Origin of the sequence: Lactococcus sp. AK05 (assembly GCF_041026685.1) — a bacterium.
Classification (GTDB): domain Bacteria; phylum Bacillota; class Bacilli; order Lactobacillales; family Streptococcaceae; genus Lactococcus; species Lactococcus lactis.
Window position 1 is genome coordinate 204,964 of the sequence record NZ_JBFTEI010000002.1, and the last position, 17,551, is coordinate 222,514.

17 protein-coding genes are annotated in these 17,551 nt (G+C 35.8%); 7 read left to right on the forward strand and 10 right to left on the reverse strand.

Annotation, left to right across the window (positions count from 1 at the left end; translation table 11 throughout):
• Window positions 1–11: 11 nt before the first annotated feature.
• Complete coding sequence (locus tag AB6B24_RS05525) at window positions 12–1,061, reverse strand: phosphate/phosphite/phosphonate ABC transporter substrate-binding protein (RefSeq protein WP_104142899.1); 1,050 nt, start codon at window positions 1,059–1,061, stop codon at window positions 12–14.
• Window positions 1,062–1,360: 299 nt separating this feature from the next.
• Here AB6B24_RS05525 and AB6B24_RS05530 point away from each other — a divergent pair, with 299 nt between their 5' ends.
• Window positions 1,361–2,149 carry a hypothetical protein gene (locus tag AB6B24_RS05530; RefSeq protein WP_311803944.1) on the forward strand — a complete coding sequence of 263 codons (789 nt, stop codon included), beginning with the start codon at window positions 1,361–1,363 and terminating at the stop codon, window positions 2,147–2,149.
• A gap of 127 nt (window positions 2,150–2,276) precedes the next feature.
• Here AB6B24_RS05530 and AB6B24_RS05535 read toward each other — a convergent pair whose 3' ends face one another.
• Window positions 2,277–3,005: an MIP/aquaporin family protein gene (locus AB6B24_RS05535; RefSeq protein WP_015425766.1), complete on the reverse strand. Its 729-nt coding sequence runs from the start codon at window positions 3,003–3,005 to the stop codon at window positions 2,277–2,279.
• A 156-nt stretch (window positions 3,006–3,161) separates the two neighbouring features.
• On the opposite strand from AB6B24_RS05535, the gene AB6B24_RS05540 reads away from it, so the two are divergent.
• The 3 genes from AB6B24_RS05540 to AB6B24_RS05550 all read left to right on the forward strand — a co-directional run bounded on the left by AB6B24_RS05540 (window position 3,162) and on the right by AB6B24_RS05550 (window position 7,102).
• Window positions 3,162–3,905 (forward strand): MurR/RpiR family transcriptional regulator, encoded by a 744-nt coding sequence (locus tag AB6B24_RS05540; RefSeq protein WP_311803943.1) that lies wholly within the window; start codon window positions 3,162–3,164, stop codon window positions 3,903–3,905.
• Between the two features lie 149 nt (window positions 3,906–4,054).
• On the forward strand, window positions 4,055–5,386 hold the full coding sequence (locus AB6B24_RS05545) for a PTS sugar transporter subunit IIC (protein WP_311803942.1): 1,332 nt from the start codon (window positions 4,055–4,057) through the stop codon (window positions 5,384–5,386).
• Between the two features lie 9 nt (window positions 5,387–5,395).
• A complete protein-coding gene (locus AB6B24_RS05550; RefSeq protein WP_369164294.1) occupies window positions 5,396–7,102 on the forward strand; it encodes a hypothetical protein in 1,707 nt (568 codons plus the stop codon).
• 98 nt (window positions 7,103–7,200) lie between these two features.
• Here AB6B24_RS05550 and AB6B24_RS05555 read toward each other — a convergent pair whose 3' ends face one another.
• The 5 genes from AB6B24_RS05555 to tsaB are packed head-to-tail and all read right to left on the reverse strand — an operon-like array spanning window position 7,201 to window position 10,159.
• Window positions 7,201–7,401 (reverse strand): DUF4649 domain-containing protein, encoded by a 201-nt coding sequence (locus AB6B24_RS05555; protein ID WP_311803940.1) that lies wholly within the window; start codon window positions 7,399–7,401, stop codon window positions 7,201–7,203.
• Window positions 7,401–8,441 carry a tRNA (adenosine(37)-N6)-threonylcarbamoyltransferase complex transferase subunit TsaD gene (gene tsaD / locus AB6B24_RS05560; RefSeq protein ID WP_003131705.1) on the reverse strand — a complete coding sequence of 347 codons (1,041 nt, stop codon included), beginning with the start codon at window positions 8,439–8,441 and terminating at the stop codon, window positions 7,401–7,403. The genes AB6B24_RS05555 and tsaD overlap by 1 nt, the downstream gene beginning before the upstream one ends.
• Window positions 8,442–8,443: 2 nt before the next feature.
• On the reverse strand, window positions 8,444–8,914 hold the full coding sequence (gene rimI / locus AB6B24_RS05565) for a ribosomal protein S18-alanine N-acetyltransferase (protein WP_012897153.1): 471 nt from the start codon (window positions 8,912–8,914) through the stop codon (window positions 8,444–8,446).
• Complete coding sequence (rimI, locus tag AB6B24_RS05570; RefSeq protein WP_010905268.1) at window positions 8,911–9,480, reverse strand: ribosomal protein S18-alanine N-acetyltransferase; 570 nt, start codon at window positions 9,478–9,480, stop codon at window positions 8,911–8,913. Before rimI (AB6B24_RS05570) ends, rimI (AB6B24_RS05565) begins: the two co-directional genes overlap by 4 nt.
• Complete coding sequence (gene tsaB / locus AB6B24_RS05575; protein WP_311803939.1) at window positions 9,434–10,159, reverse strand: tRNA (adenosine(37)-N6)-threonylcarbamoyltransferase complex dimerization subunit type 1 TsaB; 726 nt, start codon at window positions 10,157–10,159, stop codon at window positions 9,434–9,436. The genes rimI (AB6B24_RS05570) and tsaB overlap by 47 nt, the downstream gene beginning before the upstream one ends.
• Window positions 10,160–10,468: 309 nt before the next feature.
• Here tsaB and AB6B24_RS05580 point away from each other — a divergent pair, with 309 nt between their 5' ends.
• The 3 genes from AB6B24_RS05580 to AB6B24_RS05590 all read left to right on the forward strand — a co-directional run bounded on the left by AB6B24_RS05580 (window position 10,469) and on the right by AB6B24_RS05590 (window position 13,427).
• On the forward strand, window positions 10,469–10,699 hold the full coding sequence (locus AB6B24_RS05580; RefSeq protein WP_003131711.1) for an RNA polymerase epsilon subunit: 231 nt from the start codon (window positions 10,469–10,471) through the stop codon (window positions 10,697–10,699).
• 172 nt (window positions 10,700–10,871) lie between these two features.
• On the forward strand, window positions 10,872–12,554 hold the full coding sequence (locus tag AB6B24_RS05585) for a ribonuclease J1 (RefSeq protein ID WP_003131712.1): 1,683 nt from the start codon (window positions 10,872–10,874) through the stop codon (window positions 12,552–12,554).
• Window positions 12,555–12,773: 219 nt separating this feature from the next.
• On the forward strand, window positions 12,774–13,427 hold the full coding sequence (locus AB6B24_RS05590; protein ID WP_311803938.1) for a hypothetical protein: 654 nt from the start codon (window positions 12,774–12,776) through the stop codon (window positions 13,425–13,427).
• 31 nt (window positions 13,428–13,458) lie between these two features.
• On the opposite strand, the gene add is transcribed toward AB6B24_RS05590, so the two are convergent.
• From add to AB6B24_RS05605, 3 genes are all read right to left on the reverse strand, one after another.
• Complete coding sequence (gene add / locus AB6B24_RS05595) at window positions 13,459–14,517, reverse strand: adenosine deaminase (protein WP_311803937.1); 1,059 nt, start codon at window positions 14,515–14,517, stop codon at window positions 13,459–13,461.
• Window positions 14,518–14,790: 273 nt separating this feature from the next.
• Entirely contained in the window at window positions 14,791–15,234 is a 444-nt protein-coding gene (locus AB6B24_RS05600; RefSeq protein WP_010905264.1) for a SprT family protein, read from the reverse strand.
• Window positions 15,235–15,373: 139 nt separating this feature from the next.
• Complete coding sequence (locus AB6B24_RS05605; RefSeq protein WP_369164299.1) at window positions 15,374–17,512, reverse strand: Tex family protein; 2,139 nt, start codon at window positions 17,510–17,512, stop codon at window positions 15,374–15,376.
• Window positions 17,513–17,551: the final 39 nt, after the last annotated feature.

The window sequence follows — 17,551 nt, forward strand, 5'->3', positions numbered from 1 at the left end:
TTATTTGTTCATTAGTTGGCTTTACTCATTGAATTTGCCACTTTAATGGCTGTTTTATAGTCAGCTTTTGTTGAATCAACATAGCCATCATGTGAATAAATGGCAATGACTTTCTTTCCTTCATCAGTTTTAGCCATATCTTTAATTGCTGCTGAGAGTGCTTTTTTGAAGTCGGCCGTCATGATTTTTGATTTTTCTGAAACCATGATTCCATCATTGGCAATGGCAGGTGTCACACCAATCACATTTGTATCATCCCAAATACTTTCTTTTGCACCGAAAGTTGTGGTCCACTTAGTAGCGTCATCCATTCGTGCATCAGCATATTCTGGCATTACATCAATTTGACCTGAAGCAAGTTGAGCCATTGCTGAATCATAAGAATCCATAGTAACTGTATTTTTTAAATCACGAATTGAATGTTTAAAGTTCTCAGTTAACCATTGCGAAGGATACATATAGCCTGCCGCAGATGAAGTTGATTCAAGCCCCCATTTTGCATCGTTTAAATCTTTCCATGTCAAAGTTCCGTCGTTGGCTTCTTTAGCTAACTTTTTGCCCATTGGAGAATTACCAGCAATGATCAGCGAACGGTAAGAAGTCACTTCTTTATCGGTTTTAGTTGTTGGTTTATGTTCATTCCAATATTTTGCAGAATCTGAGGCATCATTTGAAAGTCCTTTACGCGTTGCCATCAAGAGTGGAGTTGAACCATCTTGATACATGGCATAAGTTGTCGCTGACATTCCATAACCGACGTCAACTGAACCAGCATCGAGCCCTTCACCAACCGCTTGATAATTTGTACCAACACTAGTATCAATATTTTTTACTGTATAGCCTTGTTTTTTCAATTCAGATTTCAAAATATTTGCGATTGGTTTAGTCGCTGTGGTAATATCATCCGGATTTTTGGATGGAATAAATGAAATCTTTAAATTTGAAATGGTTTTGCTATCAGATTTTGATGCAGAGCTACTATTTCCACAAGCTGCAAGTAATGATACTGCAATTAGTGCACTTGCTGTAAGTCCAATGACTTTCTTCGATGTCTTTTTCATTATAAAAATGAATCTCCTTAAGATTTTTATCAATCGGTTGATGAATCGGTGTGCTTCACAAAATAATTCTAACCCATTTTAATTTATCTGACAATGACCTTTTTGTAAATATTCTGTTAACAGTTACCATTGTACGTAAATACCGAACTTTATTTTATAAAATTACATTATTTCGTTTTTTTATAGATTTATTTTTTATAAAATACAAAAAAACAGCTTATATTGTTTGTATATATCAAACTTTAGTTTAATAATGTATTGTTTGATAAGGCTGTCAAACTTTCTGCTATAATAAAGTTATGAAAAATTTAACTTTTACGGTCAGCATGTCTGACCTTGGTTTAGAAATTCGTCTTCCATCAACTGCCTTTTTACGTATTTTTGATCAGAATAACGCACGTTTTGATTTGCAAAATGATGAGCTTTTCTTTTTACTAAAAAAAGGGCAGATTAAAATGATTGCCAATGATTTAGAATTAATTCCTAAGTTAGAATTTGATAAAGTCGTGATTTTAAATATGGCTGCCTATGATTTAGAGTTGGAATATCTAACGCAATATTTAGTTAATTTGGCTGAGGAAGCTGGCATTATTTTACGTGATAAAGCCGAGCCAATTAAAATCCCAAGCAATATCGAAAAAGCTTGTGCCACTTCTGCTGACGAGTTTTTGACTGCTTTAACTGCTTTTGGCATTAAATTAGAAAAGAAAAAGGCTTTTTCTCCTAAAGCACAACATCGCTGGAAAAAAGGACTTTCTGAAGTTGAATTTTTTGTTAATCGTTCCGACAGTAAAGCGACCATTATTTGGGAAAAATCCAATCAACTCGTGATAAAAGCCGGAGCAAAAATCGCCGAAAGCGGTGGAATGAAATCTGATGGTACACCAGGTTTAGCCTATCGTTTTACACAGACTTTAAGAGAAGAACAAAAAGCCAATTGGGATGATAAAACATTCACAACTACTGAGGATATTGTCTTAAAATCAGTCAATGAAGTGGGACATTTCCTTTACTTCGCTGGAACAAATAGCTGGTTACAATTGGTCGATAAAGAAGGACGGACAATTCATGAATTATCTGTGGTCTAGTAATAATATGATTATGACAGACAGAAACTGTTCAAAGTTTAAAAAATTTATAGCAAAAATACTGATGGATAACCCTATCAGTATTTTTTGTATTCAATAAACTTTTTAAGTCTTCAAATTTTTTATTTCAACTTCCCAAAATAAATGTAGTGAATGTCCAATAAGCACCCATACCAACTAAAGCACCTAAAAGCGGTCCTAAAAATGGAATCCAAGCATAAGACCAGTCTGAATTTCCTTTATTGGCAATTGGCAACCAACTATGAATTAATCTAGGGCCAAAATCACGCGCAGGATTCAAGGCAAATCCTGTTGTTGTCCCTACTGAAAAACCAAGAACCATGATTAATCCACCAGTAAATAGTGGGCTGACTAAGGCGCTAAAATGATAAAAACTAAAAGTCAATATCATGCCAACAAGCAAGGCGGTGGAGAAAAACTCACTCATAAAATTTGACCACGATTTACGAATGCTAGGAATTGTAGAAAAACATGACAAAATTTCACTTGCTTCCTTAGTTTCTTGCCAATGAGGATAAAAATAAATCCATAATATAATTGATGCAAACATTGCACCTAAAATTTCAAAAATGCTATACAAAAATGCTTGAAAAAAACTAATATGTCCAAGAACTGCAAAAACTAGAGCAATGGCTGGATTAAGTATTGCTGGTGAGTAAAACTGAACAGCATAAATTGCAAAACTCACAGCCAAACCCCAACCTATAATAATTGTTAACCAACCAGAATTTGTTGATTTTGTCTTCTTTAGTAGATTAGCACAAACTACCCCATTCCCAAGCAAAATCATCAAAAAAGTACCAAAAAATTCTCCAAAACAATTTTGTATCAACATTTTATTTTTATCTCCATAAAAATTTTTCTTAATTCTATCATTCCGCAGGAAAAAATAAAAGTTAGTATTTACCTATTTATATTGAAAATATTATAAAATGTACCACTTTATTCATTCTAATCATAAACATTAGATATCTTACTTAAGGAGCCATATATGAGCATTTTTGGAAAATTGGATTTTACCAGTTTAACACCAACAGAAAAAGCAATTTACAACTATCTACAAGACCATATAAAAGAGATTCCATCCTCCAGTATTCGACAAATTTCCGCGGGTTCTTATGCTGGAACAGCTTCTGTTATGAGGCTTATTCATAAAATGAACTATAAGTCCTTTAATGATTTCAAAAATTTCGTCAAACAAACACAGAAAGATAATGAACCATCAAGTGACTTTTTTAATTCTTTATCTATAGACATTTATCCAAGCAATTTACTCCAAAAATTAGAAGCTCTTACTGAGATGATTTTACATTCAGAAAATATCTTATTTTTTGGAGTTGGAGCTTCAGGAGCAACTGCTACTTTGGCTACTCGTTACCTTGCAAATCTGGGAGTTCCTGGAGTTTTCTCATTACAAGATGCTTCTTGGCCAATTGCCAAGCAACTTCAAAATGTTGCCGATACACTTGTTATTATCTTATCTGTGTCAGGAGAAACTAGCGAAGTTCTCGAAGCATTGGCTGGTATGCGAAAAAACGCGGATACAAAAATTGCTGTGATTACGGCAAATCCCAGTTCTGAAGCAGCTCTTTTATCTGACATATTTATTAGCTATCAGATTAATGAATGGCACGTTAATTTTTCCGATGATATGACCAGTCAAATTCCAGCAATGTTTATTTCAGAAAAACTTGCTAAAGCCGTTTATAAAAGGCTAAAAGAATTAATAAAATAAGGGAACACTCTGTCCCATTTATGGGACAGTTCCAAAATCAAAAAAATTAGTTTCAAAACGTTTTTGCCTCTTGAAAAGGTAAAAACGTTTTTTTATACTAAAATTAACAAAAATTAAAGCGCTTTCTAAACGAAAAAGGAGAACTTTTTATGAACACATTTATTAACGAGACGCTTATGCCTCCGATGATGAAGTTTTTGAATACTAAGGCAGTTACAGCGGTAAAAAACGGTATGATGTATATTTTACCTGCAGTTATCGTCGGATCGATTTTTCTAATCCTTGGTCAACTTCCCTGGCAAGCTGGACAGGACTTCATGAATAAAATTAAGCTAGGCCCACTCTTTCTTGCTATCAATAATGCTTCTTTTGGAATCATGGCTCTCTTTGCGGTCTTTGGAATTGCCTATTCTTGGGTAGAAGCAGAAGGTTACAAGGCTGCACCAGCTGGTTTAATCGCCATTATCTGTGATATTGTTCTTCAGCCAGATATCATGACCAATGTAACTTCTATTGCTACTGGAAAACCCAGCTCTAATTACTATGTTTATAATGTCATTGACCGCACTTGGTTATCTGGTAAAGGAATGGTGCTAGCCATTATCGTCGGATTAATTGTCGGTTGGCTTTACAGTTGGTTTATGAAACACAATATCACAATTAAAATGCCTGAACAAGTTCCTGAAAACGTAGCTGGTTCATTCACTGCATTAATTCCAGCTGCTGCAATTGTTACACTCTTTGGTAATTTAGAAGGAATTTACACAATTGCCTTAAATACTACTTTTGTTGAATGGGTTTATAAAGTCATTCAATCACCATTGCAACACGTTTCTGATGGACCTGTCGGAGTGTTCGTTCTTGCATTTTTACCTGTATTTATCTGGTGGTTCGGTGTTCATGGTTCTTCAATAATTATTACTGGAATAATGGCTCCTTTATTAGCTGCCAATGGTTTGGATAACGCTAAACTTTATGCCGAACATAAACTTTCTTTAGCAAATGGAGCACATATTGTTACTCAAGCTTTCAGCGACCAATTCATTATCAGTACAGGTGCCGGATTAACCTTTGGTCTCGTTGTCTATCTACTCTTTTTTGCAAAATCCCAACAAATGAAAGTTTTGGGGCGAATGGAACTTGGACCTGCAATTTTCAATATCAATGAACCGGTTCTCTTTGGACTTCCAATTGTTCTTAACCCCATACTTGCTATTCCATTTTTCCTTGCCCCATTGCTTTCAGGATTTCTAACTTATTTTGCTATTTATTTTCAAATCATTCCGCCTTTTAATGGCGTTTATGTCCCTTGGACCACTCCTCCTATTATCTCAGGTTTGTTAGTGGGTGGCTGGAAAACAGCAATTTGGCAAGCTCTAATGCTTGTCATGACTATCTTTATTTATTTTCCTTTTGCTAGAAGTTACGATAAGATTTTACTGGCACAAGAACAAGAAAATCAAGCCGAAGAAGAAAGATAGGAGATATTTATGCAAAGTAGTATAACTCATTTTAAAGCATGGAAAAAAGGGAAAGTTTGGCTTTATTCTGCAAGTTTAATTACTTTTCTCCTTTTGGGCGCTGTGACAACACAGCTAGCAAAAGCTGATGAATCCACTGCTTCACCGCTAACATCCCTTAATTCGCTAACCCCTAATTCATTAGATGCAAGTGCATGCTCATGCAATAGTGAAACTTCTGAAATATCTACTGTTAGTTCAGTAATTTCAAGTACTCCGCAAATATCTGAATCCTCAAATAGCACCTCAACCCCTTCAATAAGTTCTTTATCAACCTCTCAATCATCGGATATGCCGACAAGTCAGGTTTTGGATTCTTCTATAGCTCTTTCGACTTCATCAAGTTTATCTAGTTCACCTAGTTCACCTAGTTCATCTAGTTCATCTACTACAGTTGACACATTAGAAGCCACCACTTCTGCAAGCAACAGCAGCATTTCTAGCCTAGCCGCTACACAATCAAGTCTGGCAGTTTCATCAGATTCATCTGTTAGAGATTCAAGCTCTGGTAATACGATCGCCAATGACATAAGTATCACTAATCCTGATACAACACTTTTAAATCAAACTAGTAATTCGGGGATTTCTGCAACTGACCAAACGACTCTTGCTAATACAACAACTCTTGATTTTTATAACATTGCAGGCGACGCTCTTTCTGTTGGTCAAGCCTATTCACAAGTTGCTAACCCTGGATTTAATTCTCTCAAAACCGGGGATATCCTTACTGTTCATCTGAACGGTCAAAGCACCGGACAAACTTATCAAATATTACTAGCCGTAGATTCTAATAACTCTCTTTCTGGCTATCCCGATAATGGCATGCAAGCAATGGCAGTTTCTCCAATCATAAACGGGTTTACAAATACTAGTAGCATTATTATTGCTTATGCAGCAACTAATCCCTATTTTAATGAAATTAATGATTGGATTACAGATATTGAAACTGTAGTAGGTGGAAGCCAGTATTTTGTACCATTAAATGGTGGACCCACCTTACCTAGTCAAGCTGTAACTGCTAAACAATTTGCTGACTCAATCATTTCACAATATCCAAAGTCTAGTTTTGCAGTAACAGGTATTTCTCTTGGGGGATATTTGGCACTAGCAATTGGGGCGCAAGAACGAATTCCAGTTGTTGCCTTTGTTGGACCAGACCCTTCAAATATTTTGTCAACTGCTGATATCGCTTATGTTCAAGCTCATCCTAATCTTTATTTTAATATTAGAAATATGTATGATGTCATACTAGGAGCTTATGGAGGAAATGGTTTAAACGCCGCAGTCTACTATGACGAAGGTAATAGCGGTCCTTTTTACAGCCATACACCTGACTATCAGTTTAATATCGACGGCTCACTTATGGAACCCGCTTCTCCAGTATGGGGACCAATTATCAACGATATTGTCACCGCTCCAGATTCTATCATAGCTCCAGTTGTTAGCCTGCTTACAACTGCTCTACAGTATTCTAATGAAAACATTCTCCCTATTGTAACTCCTACAATAAATACTATTGTTTCTTCAATTCAACCTATTACTACGTCCTTAACAAACGCTGTGGCAACAACCGTTAACACTGCAAATAATCTTATATCGCTCGCAACAACAACTGTCACAAACACAATCTCTAGTGTCACAAATTCTATCGTTGCCTTCCTGCCTAAATGGTGGTAAATTTGAAGCAAAACATAAAAAAAGTTACTGATGAAAATCGAACCTATCTGTAAAGCTTCAACAGCTAGGCTCTGACAATTCTCTCAGTAACTTTTTATTTATTTCATGAGTTCATAATAAAGCTGGCCCATATTTCCTTTAAAATCAAGGACTTCGTCAGCAATTTCTACTTCAACAACTTCAATTTCATCAGCAATGGCATTATAATCGCTTTGTTGAAGGGCTAGGAAATCGTTGACTCCGTCAAATTCTTCAGTAAAGGTCATGCCATTTTGAAGTTTTCCAATTAATTTCATCATTAAACTTCTCCTTCTTCTATGTCTTCAAAAACGAGACTAGGTTTTGCATTTAAATCTAATCCTGCTTGAACATTTTCTAAACCTTTTTTCCATTCGATATATGCTGCTGCTGCAATCATTCCAGCATTGTCACCACAGAGTCTTAAAGGAGGAATAATTAACTTTTCGTCAGTAATTTCTGCTGACAAACGTTCGCGTAAGCCTTGATTTGCTGATACTCCACCGCCAATTATTAGCGTTTTTACTGGATATTTTTCCATGGCTAATTTGGTTTTGGCCATAAGGACATCGACGACCGCAGCTTGAAAAGAAGCAGCTAAATTTTCTAAATCATCAGCAATCACGTCATTTCCTTTTTGATTTTCGTTATGAACGAGATTAATAAAGGCTGATTTTAAGCCTGAGAAGCTAAATTCTACTTCATGTGTGTTCATCATTGCTCGTGGGAAATTGTAAGTATCAGCTCCTTTGTGTGCTAATTCATCAATGACTTTTCCACTCGGATAAGTCAGGCCCATCACTCGACCAACTTTATCATAAGCTTCACCGGCAGCATCGTCACGAGTTTCACCAACTTTTTTATAGCTTCCTTCTTTTTCTACGTAAACAAGTTCAGAATGTCCACCTGAAACCAAAAGGGCCATAGCTGGATATTCAATGGTATCCACTAAACTTGCAGCCATCAAATGACCGGCCATGTGATTAACTGGAATCAAAGGAAGATGATTTGCCCATGCAAAAGTTTTTGCTGCCATGATTCCAACTAACAAAGCGCCATTTAAGCCTGGACCTTCGGTCACCGCAACGGCCGTCAGTTGGTCAGCCGAAATTTCTGCTTCTTCAAGGGCTGCTTCAATACAAACAGTAATTTGTTCGACGTGATGACGGCTGGCAATTTCTGGCACCACTCCACCAAAGCGTTTATGACTATTGATTTGACTGGCAATGATATTACATAATAATTCATTTCCATTCTTTAAAATTGCCACTGAAGTTTCATCACATGAAGTTTCAAAGGCTAATATATAATTATCTTTCATTTTTAAAATTGCTCTTTTCTCATTAACAAAGCATCTTCAAGAGGTTTGTCATAATAATTTTTTCTTGTATGATAAATCTTAAAACCAAATTTTTCATAACATTTTTGAGCGGCAAGATTGGACTTCCGAACTTCCAAAAATAAAGTCCCACTAAATGTTGACACTTCTGTCAGTAAAAAACTCGCTAGTCCTTGCCCCTGAAAATCAGGATGAATAGCGATATTTGTAATTTCTAATTCATCCATTATTGTTGAAATTGCTAAAAGACCAACAATTTGCCCCTCTTCTTCTAGGAAGAAATAATCGGAATTTTCATTGATTATATCAGCTAAAATATAAGCTCGTGTCCACGGTGATTCTTCGTAAGCAAGTGACAAAAGTTCATAAATCTGAGCTGATAGGTTTTCTATGGTTGGAAAATATTTTTTATCTTCTAATTTTTCTTCAAAGTAAGAGAGATGTTTTAGTTTCATTTTTTCAATTTCTTAATCATCCAAATGGCATCAGCACCGTCTTCATAGTACTCTGGCAATAATTTGTCAGTGACAAAACCTTGCCTACGATAAAGTCCTTGTGCTTTAGTATTGTCACGACGGACTTCCAAAGTCATCTCATTTTTTCCGAGTGCACTCATCAATACAATCAGTTGTTCAATCAAAGTTGAAGCAATTTGTTGTCCTTGAAAGGCTTTAAATACTGCGAGATTAGTGATATGTGCATCTTGCCCATGGTGATTGATTCTAGTTCCAATAAAACCAATGACACTGCCAGAAATTTCGGCCACAATGAAAAAGGCTTCATCATTTTTGACAATTTCATGTTCAAAATGAGAGAAGGTCCATGGAATATCTCCATTGTAAACATCTCGTTCAATCGCAAGCAAAGCAACAATATCAACTCTGTCTGCCAATCGATAGTGAACGCCTTCTCGATCATGTTCAAGTTCAATGTCAGCCATTTCTAAATAACGACGAGGATTAAATTTTTTTCCACTAAACCCTTTGAACGTAGTCGTCAGGAGTGTTTTCAGCTTTTTCATGACTTTCCAACCATTTCTCTTCGGCCTCAACTTTTTTGAGGTAATTTGGCACAAAAGCGTGCACATTTTCAGGAGTTAATTTTTCGGCAATCTTAGCAACTTCATAGGCTGACGGGAGCTTTTCTAAACTGTCAGAAATGATTTGTTCTTCAGAGAAACCAGCATTTTGAATTGCTTCAACGAAATTATCAGTTTCTCCTGTGAAAATAACTTGTTCAAATGAAGAAACTTTTTCTGATAAATCAGCCAAAAATTCACTAAAATTGCAATGTTGATCCGCAATTATTTGCTGCCCATTTTTATAAAGAGCTGCATAGGCATTTCCACGTCTTGCATCAATTATCGGAAGCACGTAAGCATTTTTGTCTTGAACACGATTAGCAATTGCCAATAAACTTGATAGACCAACAAGCTCTTTATTTAAGCTAAAAGCCAATGTTTTTCCAACTGTCGCAGAAAGTCGCAAACCTGTATAAGAACCTGGTCCTTGTGCTACTGCAATCCGGTCAAGTTCTTTGGCTTCAAGACCAACTTGAGCCATCAAAAAATCAATGCTTGTCATCAAAGTTGTACTGTGATTTTTTTTCAAATTTAATGTTACTTCACCAAGTAATATTCCGTCAGCAACCACAGCTACTGACAAAGCCTTTGATGAGCTATCAAATGCTAATATCTTCATTTTTTACCTATAATATTTCTGAAAGTATGTTATTTTTTAATTACTGATAGACTTTTACTGACAGCCACTTATCCAATGCGACCTATCTACAAATAATTTTTATCTTCTCTGTCATCAGTTCTACTTCCTTATATTTTACCACGCTTGGCTTGCAAGTTCCACCATTATTTTTTAGGAAGCGCTTCATTTATAAAATTAATGAACTCAACTTTCCATTTCCTTGCAAATATGCTAAAATGATAATAATTGCAAAGAACAGCAAACACGAACTATTAAGAAAGGAACGAGCTTTTGCTCGTGATTTATAGAATGATTTTTAAAGTTTTCTACCAAAAAGATAATACTCGCTCACCACGTCGTGAGACTACTGAGGCTCTTTACCTCGACCTTGATGTTGCTACTAAAGAAGAAGGAGTTATCCTTGCACGCGAACTTCTTGCTAAAAATACTGCCTACCATGTAGAGTTTATTGACTCACTTTCTGATGAATCTGTCGAATATGAAAAAGAAACTGGCGTATTTGAAATCACAAGCTTCTAAGACTGACTGGAGTATAAAGGAGAGCACTTTAGATTTTTGTCAAAAATGACAGCAATCTAAAGTGATTTTCTTGTACCTTTAAAATTCTGTCAGTAAATGTTACATTAAAAAACCGAACTGACCAACTTGTCAGTCAAAAAATAAAATAAAAAATCCAAAGAATAGGAGAAACATGCCAAAGCAACTTAAAATAAAAGCTGATGAAGTCGCAGTTTACGCCATTGGCGGACTGGGCGAAATCGGTAAAAATACTTACGGCGTTGAGTATAAAGATGAAATTATCATTATTGACGCCGGAATTAAATTCCCAGAAGATGATTTATTAGGTGTTGACTACGTCATCCCTGATTATACTTACATCGTTGAAAATATTGATCGTATCAAAGGTCTCTTCATCACTCACGGACACGAAGACCACATCGGAGGAATTCCATTCCTCTTGAAACAGGCCAATATTCCAATTTATGCTGGACCATTGTCACTTGCGCTCATTCGTGGAAAACTCGAAGAACATGGGCTTTTACGTGATGCTAAACTTTATGAAATTCATGCAGATTCAGTCATTAAATTTAATCATTTAAGTCTTGACTTCTTCCGCACGACTCACTCAATTCCAGAACCTTTAGGGATTGTTGTGAATACTCCTCAAGGTAAAATTGTGGCTACTGGTGACTTCAAGTTTGACTTCACACCAGTGGGTGAACCTGCTGACCTTCACCGAATGGCTGAACTTGGAAGCGAAGGCGTTTTACTCCTTCTTTCTGACTCAACCAATGCTGAAATTCCAACTTTTTCACATTCTGAAAAAGTCGTTGGTGCAAGCATCATGAAAATTTTTGAACGTATTGAAGGTCGAATTATTTTCGCTTCATTTGCCTCAAATATTTTCCGTTTGCAACAAGCCGTTGACGGAGCAGTTAAGACTGGACGCAAAATTGTCGTTTTCGGTCGTTCAATGGAAAAAGCAATCGTGAATGGTTTGGAACTCGGTTATATCAAAGCTCCTAAAGGAACCTTCATTGAACCAAATGAAGTTAATCAATACGCTTCACATGAACTTTTGATTATGTGTACAGGTTCGCAAGGTGAGCCAATGGCTGCACTTTCAAGAATTGCCAACGGAATGCACCGTCATATTACCTTACAAATGGGCGATACGGTTGTCTTCTCATCAAATGCTATTCCTGGGAATACCCACGGTGTTAACCAATTGATTAACAAAATTGCTGAAGCTGGCGTTGAAGTTATTTATGGTAAAATGAACAACATTCACACCTCTGGTCATGGTGGGCAACAAGAGCAAAAACTCATGTTACGTCTCATCAAACCGAAATACTTTATGCCTGTTCACGGTGAATATCGAATGCTCAAAATTCACGCGGGACTTGCTCAAGATACTGGTGTCCCTAAAGAAAATTGTTTCATTCAAGAAAATGGTGACGTCCTTGCCTTAACTGCTGACAGCGCAAGATATGCCGACCATTTTCCAGCCTCTGACACTTACGTTGATGGTTCAGGAATTGGTGATGTCGGAAATGCTGTTCTTCACGATCGTCATGAACTTTCAGAAGACGGAATTGTCCTTGCGGTTGCAACCGTTGACTTTGAAAAGAAAACCGTTCTTGCTGGCCCTGACATGCTTTCGCGTGGATTTATCTATATGCGTGAGTCTGGTGATTTGATTCGTAGTGGTCAACGTGTCCTTTTCAATGCCATTCGTGAAGCGATGCATGAAGAAAATGCAAATGAAGCTTCTGTGGCTCGTGCGATGCGTGAAGCACTCTCACCATTCCTTTATAAACAAACTGAACGTTCACCACTTGTTGTTCCAATGATTATGACACCTGATGAATAATATTTATTAATAAAAAAGGCTGAATATATAATGATTCAGTTTTTTTTATTGTCCTAAAGCAACACCTTAAAAATAAAAATACCTAAATAAAGCTCATTCCAACAATAGATTATACCCAAGTAGAAATATATTCTAAGATTATAGTCATCATAGCTAAATTTTACTTTATAAAAATTTAATGCTATTATTATAAAGTAATAAAAATGGAGAATAAATCTTATGAAAAAAACAATCCTTTGGTCAGCTACATTTTTGAGTTTATTTGCCTTAGCTGCCTGTTCAAATTCTAAAAGTTCTGAAAATCAGACCAAAAAAGAAAATACTTCTAGTTCTAAAGTTACCTCAAGTTCAAAAACTAGCAATAGTAAAAATTCTGCTACTCATTCTACGAACACTTCTCCTTCAAGCAGTCAAGCAAATACCAATAATTCTGAAAAAGTACAAAAAAGTTCTTCACCTTTATCTGGATATAGCGCTGAACAGGTTGAGTATGCACGCGTAACCGAAACCCTTCTAAGTTATTATAAATATGATTATCAACCTGTTTCTATCAGTGTTACTAAAAATGGAGCTAATCACCAAGTCTTTCCTTTTTCCGGTTCTTTAGTTGTTCCTCAGGACACAGTAACATTGTCTTTTAGTTCTGATAATACAATGGCTGGAACCACTATTGTTACCTATAGCTCTAATCATAATGGGTCAATCAATTTCTATAAAGACCCAAATCATTACCAAGACGAAAGATATCTTAAAGATTCTGCTTGGGTAAAAGAAGAATCTCAAAAACTATTGGACAGTAGCCAAACGCTTGCCATTCCAACTTCATTTGATGAACAAGCTGCTCAAATCATTTCTAAGATAGAAATTAAATAATAATAATTCATCTAATCTAAAAAACCTCTGATTATTCAGAGATTTTTTTGTATTCTTTGGTAAATCTTTGATGAAGTTCTTCTTTTTCTTCTTGACCAATAAAGGCGCCATCAATTGCGTAATGATTTATTTTTTCAAAATCAGAAAGAGAAAAATCTGGGTACCAAGCTGAGATTTTCTCATATTCTTTGCTTAAATTTGTAGCCGAAACCATTCGATTATCGGTATTTAATGTCACGTGTATTCCTTTGTCATAAAGTTCTTTAAAAGGATATTGCGCAAGCTCTGTCACCGCTTTTGTTTGAAAATTGCTAGTCGGAGCCATTTCTAAAAGGATTTGTTTTTCAATCATCATTTTTTGTTCGGCTTCGGACAGATTTTTAGTCATAATTCCATGCCCAATGCGACTTGCCCCCATTGCGATTGAATCTAAAATATTTTGCTCACAGGCTGGACATTCTCCAGCATGAAGCGTCACATTGACACCCTTAATTTTCACATCATGAATCAAATCTACAAATTTTTCCTGTGGATAATTTAATTCATCACCCGCCATATCAAATCCGACAAGATGTTCATCAGGAATCTTATCAAAAAGTGGCAGTAGTTTTTGTAATTTTTGAATTGGTTCTTGTTTTAATCCACAAACAAGTGCATTTGCTCTTATATCAAAATCATTTTCTGCACGAGAAAGTCCAGCAATGACAGCCTCTACTGCTTCTTCAAGGGTTAGATTTTCTAAGAGATGTTGACTTGGAGCAAAACGGATTTCAATATATTTAATATTATCATTTGCTGCCTGTCTGACAACATCATAAGCAGCTAACTCTAAATTCTTATAAGTTTGCAAAAGTGGTAAGACGAAATCAAAACGTTGCAGATATTCTAGTAAATTTTTTGTATTTTCTGGGGCTTGTGCCTTTTCTAAAATTTCCTCATCGGACATTGTCATATGAATTCCAGCATTTTTAGCGAGTTCTTTAATGACTGACAAGCTAAGCGAACCATCAAGATGGCAATGAAGTTCAACTTTTGGCATTTGAGCAATAATTTCTGATTTAAGCACGAGTTTCTCCCTTTTCTTTTTCATCCAATATTATTTTACATGATATAAAAGATTTCGAGCTAAATAGCTCGAAGTCCTTCAAAAATGTATTTTTACTATTCTACGCTTTTTTGTGAGAAAAAGCAATTATCATCTTTACACATTTATTTTATCTTGTGGATAAGATTTTTTTGGCTCAATTAAGCCATTTTTTTGTAATTATCCCCAATTTATCTTAACTTATTCACAGTTTTTGGGGAAAAAGTGAAGAAAATGTGGATAAACTTCTTAGTTCTTAATAAAAAACAAGCGGAATTTTTAATTTCCGCTTGTTTTTAAGATTAATTTCCCTCGACATTTTCCACAGCGATACTTTTTTGTATCAATTTTTCTTTGTCGAGGATAAAGTTGGCCGCAATTTTGACAGCTATAATAATATTTTATCTTCTTATCAATCACTGAAGGAGCATATCGTAAGCCACCAACTTGTGACAGAAGCCTTTTAAAATCAGCATCTCGATGTTTATAACCTCTTTTAGACCGATACAGATGATAATGAGTTAATTCATGAAGTATCACTCCTTCAAAATCTTTAAGTTCAGCCATTTTAGGATTAAAATCAAGATGTAAATCTTTGGGAAAGAAACGACCACCAGTCGTCCGTAAGCGTTGATTCCATTTTGCTTCGTGGTCAAATGATTGCTTAAAATATGTGAGTGATATTTCTTTTACTTTTGCTGTCAATTCTTGATTAGTTAACACTTTTCCTCCTTTGACAGACTCGCACAGACGACTGTCAGTAAATTTTACTGACAGCTTCACCTAGCGAAACTAAAATTTGAAAAATATTTACTGACAGCTTCGCTTAATGAAACTAGAATCAAAAAAATTTACTGACAGATTATTTTTCTCGTGGGTTCACTAAGGTTAAATTAATTTTCCCTCTTTGTAAATCGAGAGATTTAACCCAAACTGTTACGATTTGCCCTACAGCGACAACATCACTTGGATTTTTGACAAAAGATTTACTCAAATCAGAAACGTGTGCCAAGCCATCATTTTTAATTCCGATATCAATAAAGGCACCGAAATCGACAACGTTACGGACCACACCTTCAAGTTGTTGACCAATTTGTAAATCTCCAGCTGACAAGACATCTTGTCTTAAAATTGGGGCATCAAAACTATCACGCAAATCACGGCCTGGTTTTTGTAAATCATTGATAATATCAGTCAATGTTTCCTGACCAAGACCAAGTTTTTCAGCCATTTCAGGAATATTTACTGACGAAAGTTTTGTCAGCAATTCTTCGTTACTGACAGGTTTATCAGCAGCAATTTCCGCCAAAAGTTGTTCCGTCACTTTATAAGATTCTGGGTGAACACCAGTATTGTCAAGGAAATTTTTACCTTTTGGAATTCTTAAGAAACCTGCCGCTTGTTCAAATGCTTTAGCTCCCAAACGTGGGACTTTTTTTAGTTCCGCTCTTGTTTTGAGTGCGCCATTTTCTTCACGATATTTTACTACATTCTGTGCCAAACTTTTATTAAGGCCAGCTACGTGTGAAAGCAAACTAGGACTGGCTGTATTGACATTAACACCAACTTGGTTAACTACTGTTTCCACGACAAAATCAAGATTTTCTGTTAATTTTTTCTCAGAAACATCATGTTGATATTGACCAACACCAATGGCTTTTGGTTCAATTTTTACAAGTTCAGCCAATGGATCTTGCAAACGGCGTGCAATCGAAATTGCTGAACGTTTTTCAACAGTCAATTCCGGAAATTCTTCACGTGCCAACTCGCTCGCTGAATAAACAGAGGCTCCAGATTCACTGACAATCACATAATAAACATCAGAAAAATTATTTTCCTTGAGCACTTCTGCAACAAAACTTTCAGATTCGCGACTGGCAGTTCCATTCCCAATCGCAATCATATTCACACCATATTCTCGAATGAATTTTGCTAAATCTTTTTTCGCTTGAGCAATTTGACCTGCATTTGCTGGCTTCACAGGATAAATGACCGTTGTCATCAATAATTTACCTGTCTCATCAACAATAGCAAGTTTTGCTCCAGTACGGTAAGCAGGGTCAAATCCCATGACTACACGGCCTTTAAGTGGAGCCACCAACAACAGATTTTTCAAATTTTCGCCAAAAACTTCGATGGCAGAAGCTTCAGCTTTTTCTGTCAATTCAGTCCGAATACTACGTTCCATAGCTGGAATCAATTTTTTCTTGACAGCATCTTTAATCGCCACTTGCATCATTGGATTATTTTGAGCAGCAAAACGGGCGGCAAAATAACGTAAAATTTTGTCTTCGTTATTTTCAAATTTTACTGACAGAATCCCCAATTTTTCACCACGGTTTAAAGCCAATACACGATAATTTGGTAATTCTGAAACTTTTTCTGAGAATTCATAATACATTTGAAAAACTTGCTTTTCATCAACGGCATCTTTTTTCAAACTACTTGTCAGTAAACTATTGTTTTTGATTTCACCAGTCAGCCATGAACGCAACCGTGCATCCTCAGAAATCGCTTCTGACAAGATATCCACGGCACCTTCCAAAGCTTTTTGAGGACTTGTAAAATTCTCATTGACAAATTTTTCAGCTTCTTCTTCAAGATTCGCTGAATTTTTTACAATCAATTGAGCCAAAGGAAATAAACCATTTTCCTTTGCAATCGTTGCTTTTGTGCGCCGTTTTTCTTTGTAAGGCAAATATAAATCTTCAACTTCTGTTAGTTTTTCAGCAGCCAAAATTTGTGCTTTTAGCGAATCAGTCAACTTACCAAGCTCTTCAATTTTTGACAAAACAGCCGTTTTACGTTCTGATAATTTTGTCAGTAAATTATCTTCATCAATAATTTTTTTGATTTCAACTTCGTCAAGTGAACCTGTTGCTTCTTTACGATAACGAGCAATAAACGGAACTGTGTTCCCCTCTGCCGTCAATTCTAATACTTTTTCAACTTGTGAATTTTTAATATTCAATAATTCAGCAATTTTTTTAACATTTTCCACTTAGAAATAATCCTTAACTAGTTTTTGTCATCAATTTTA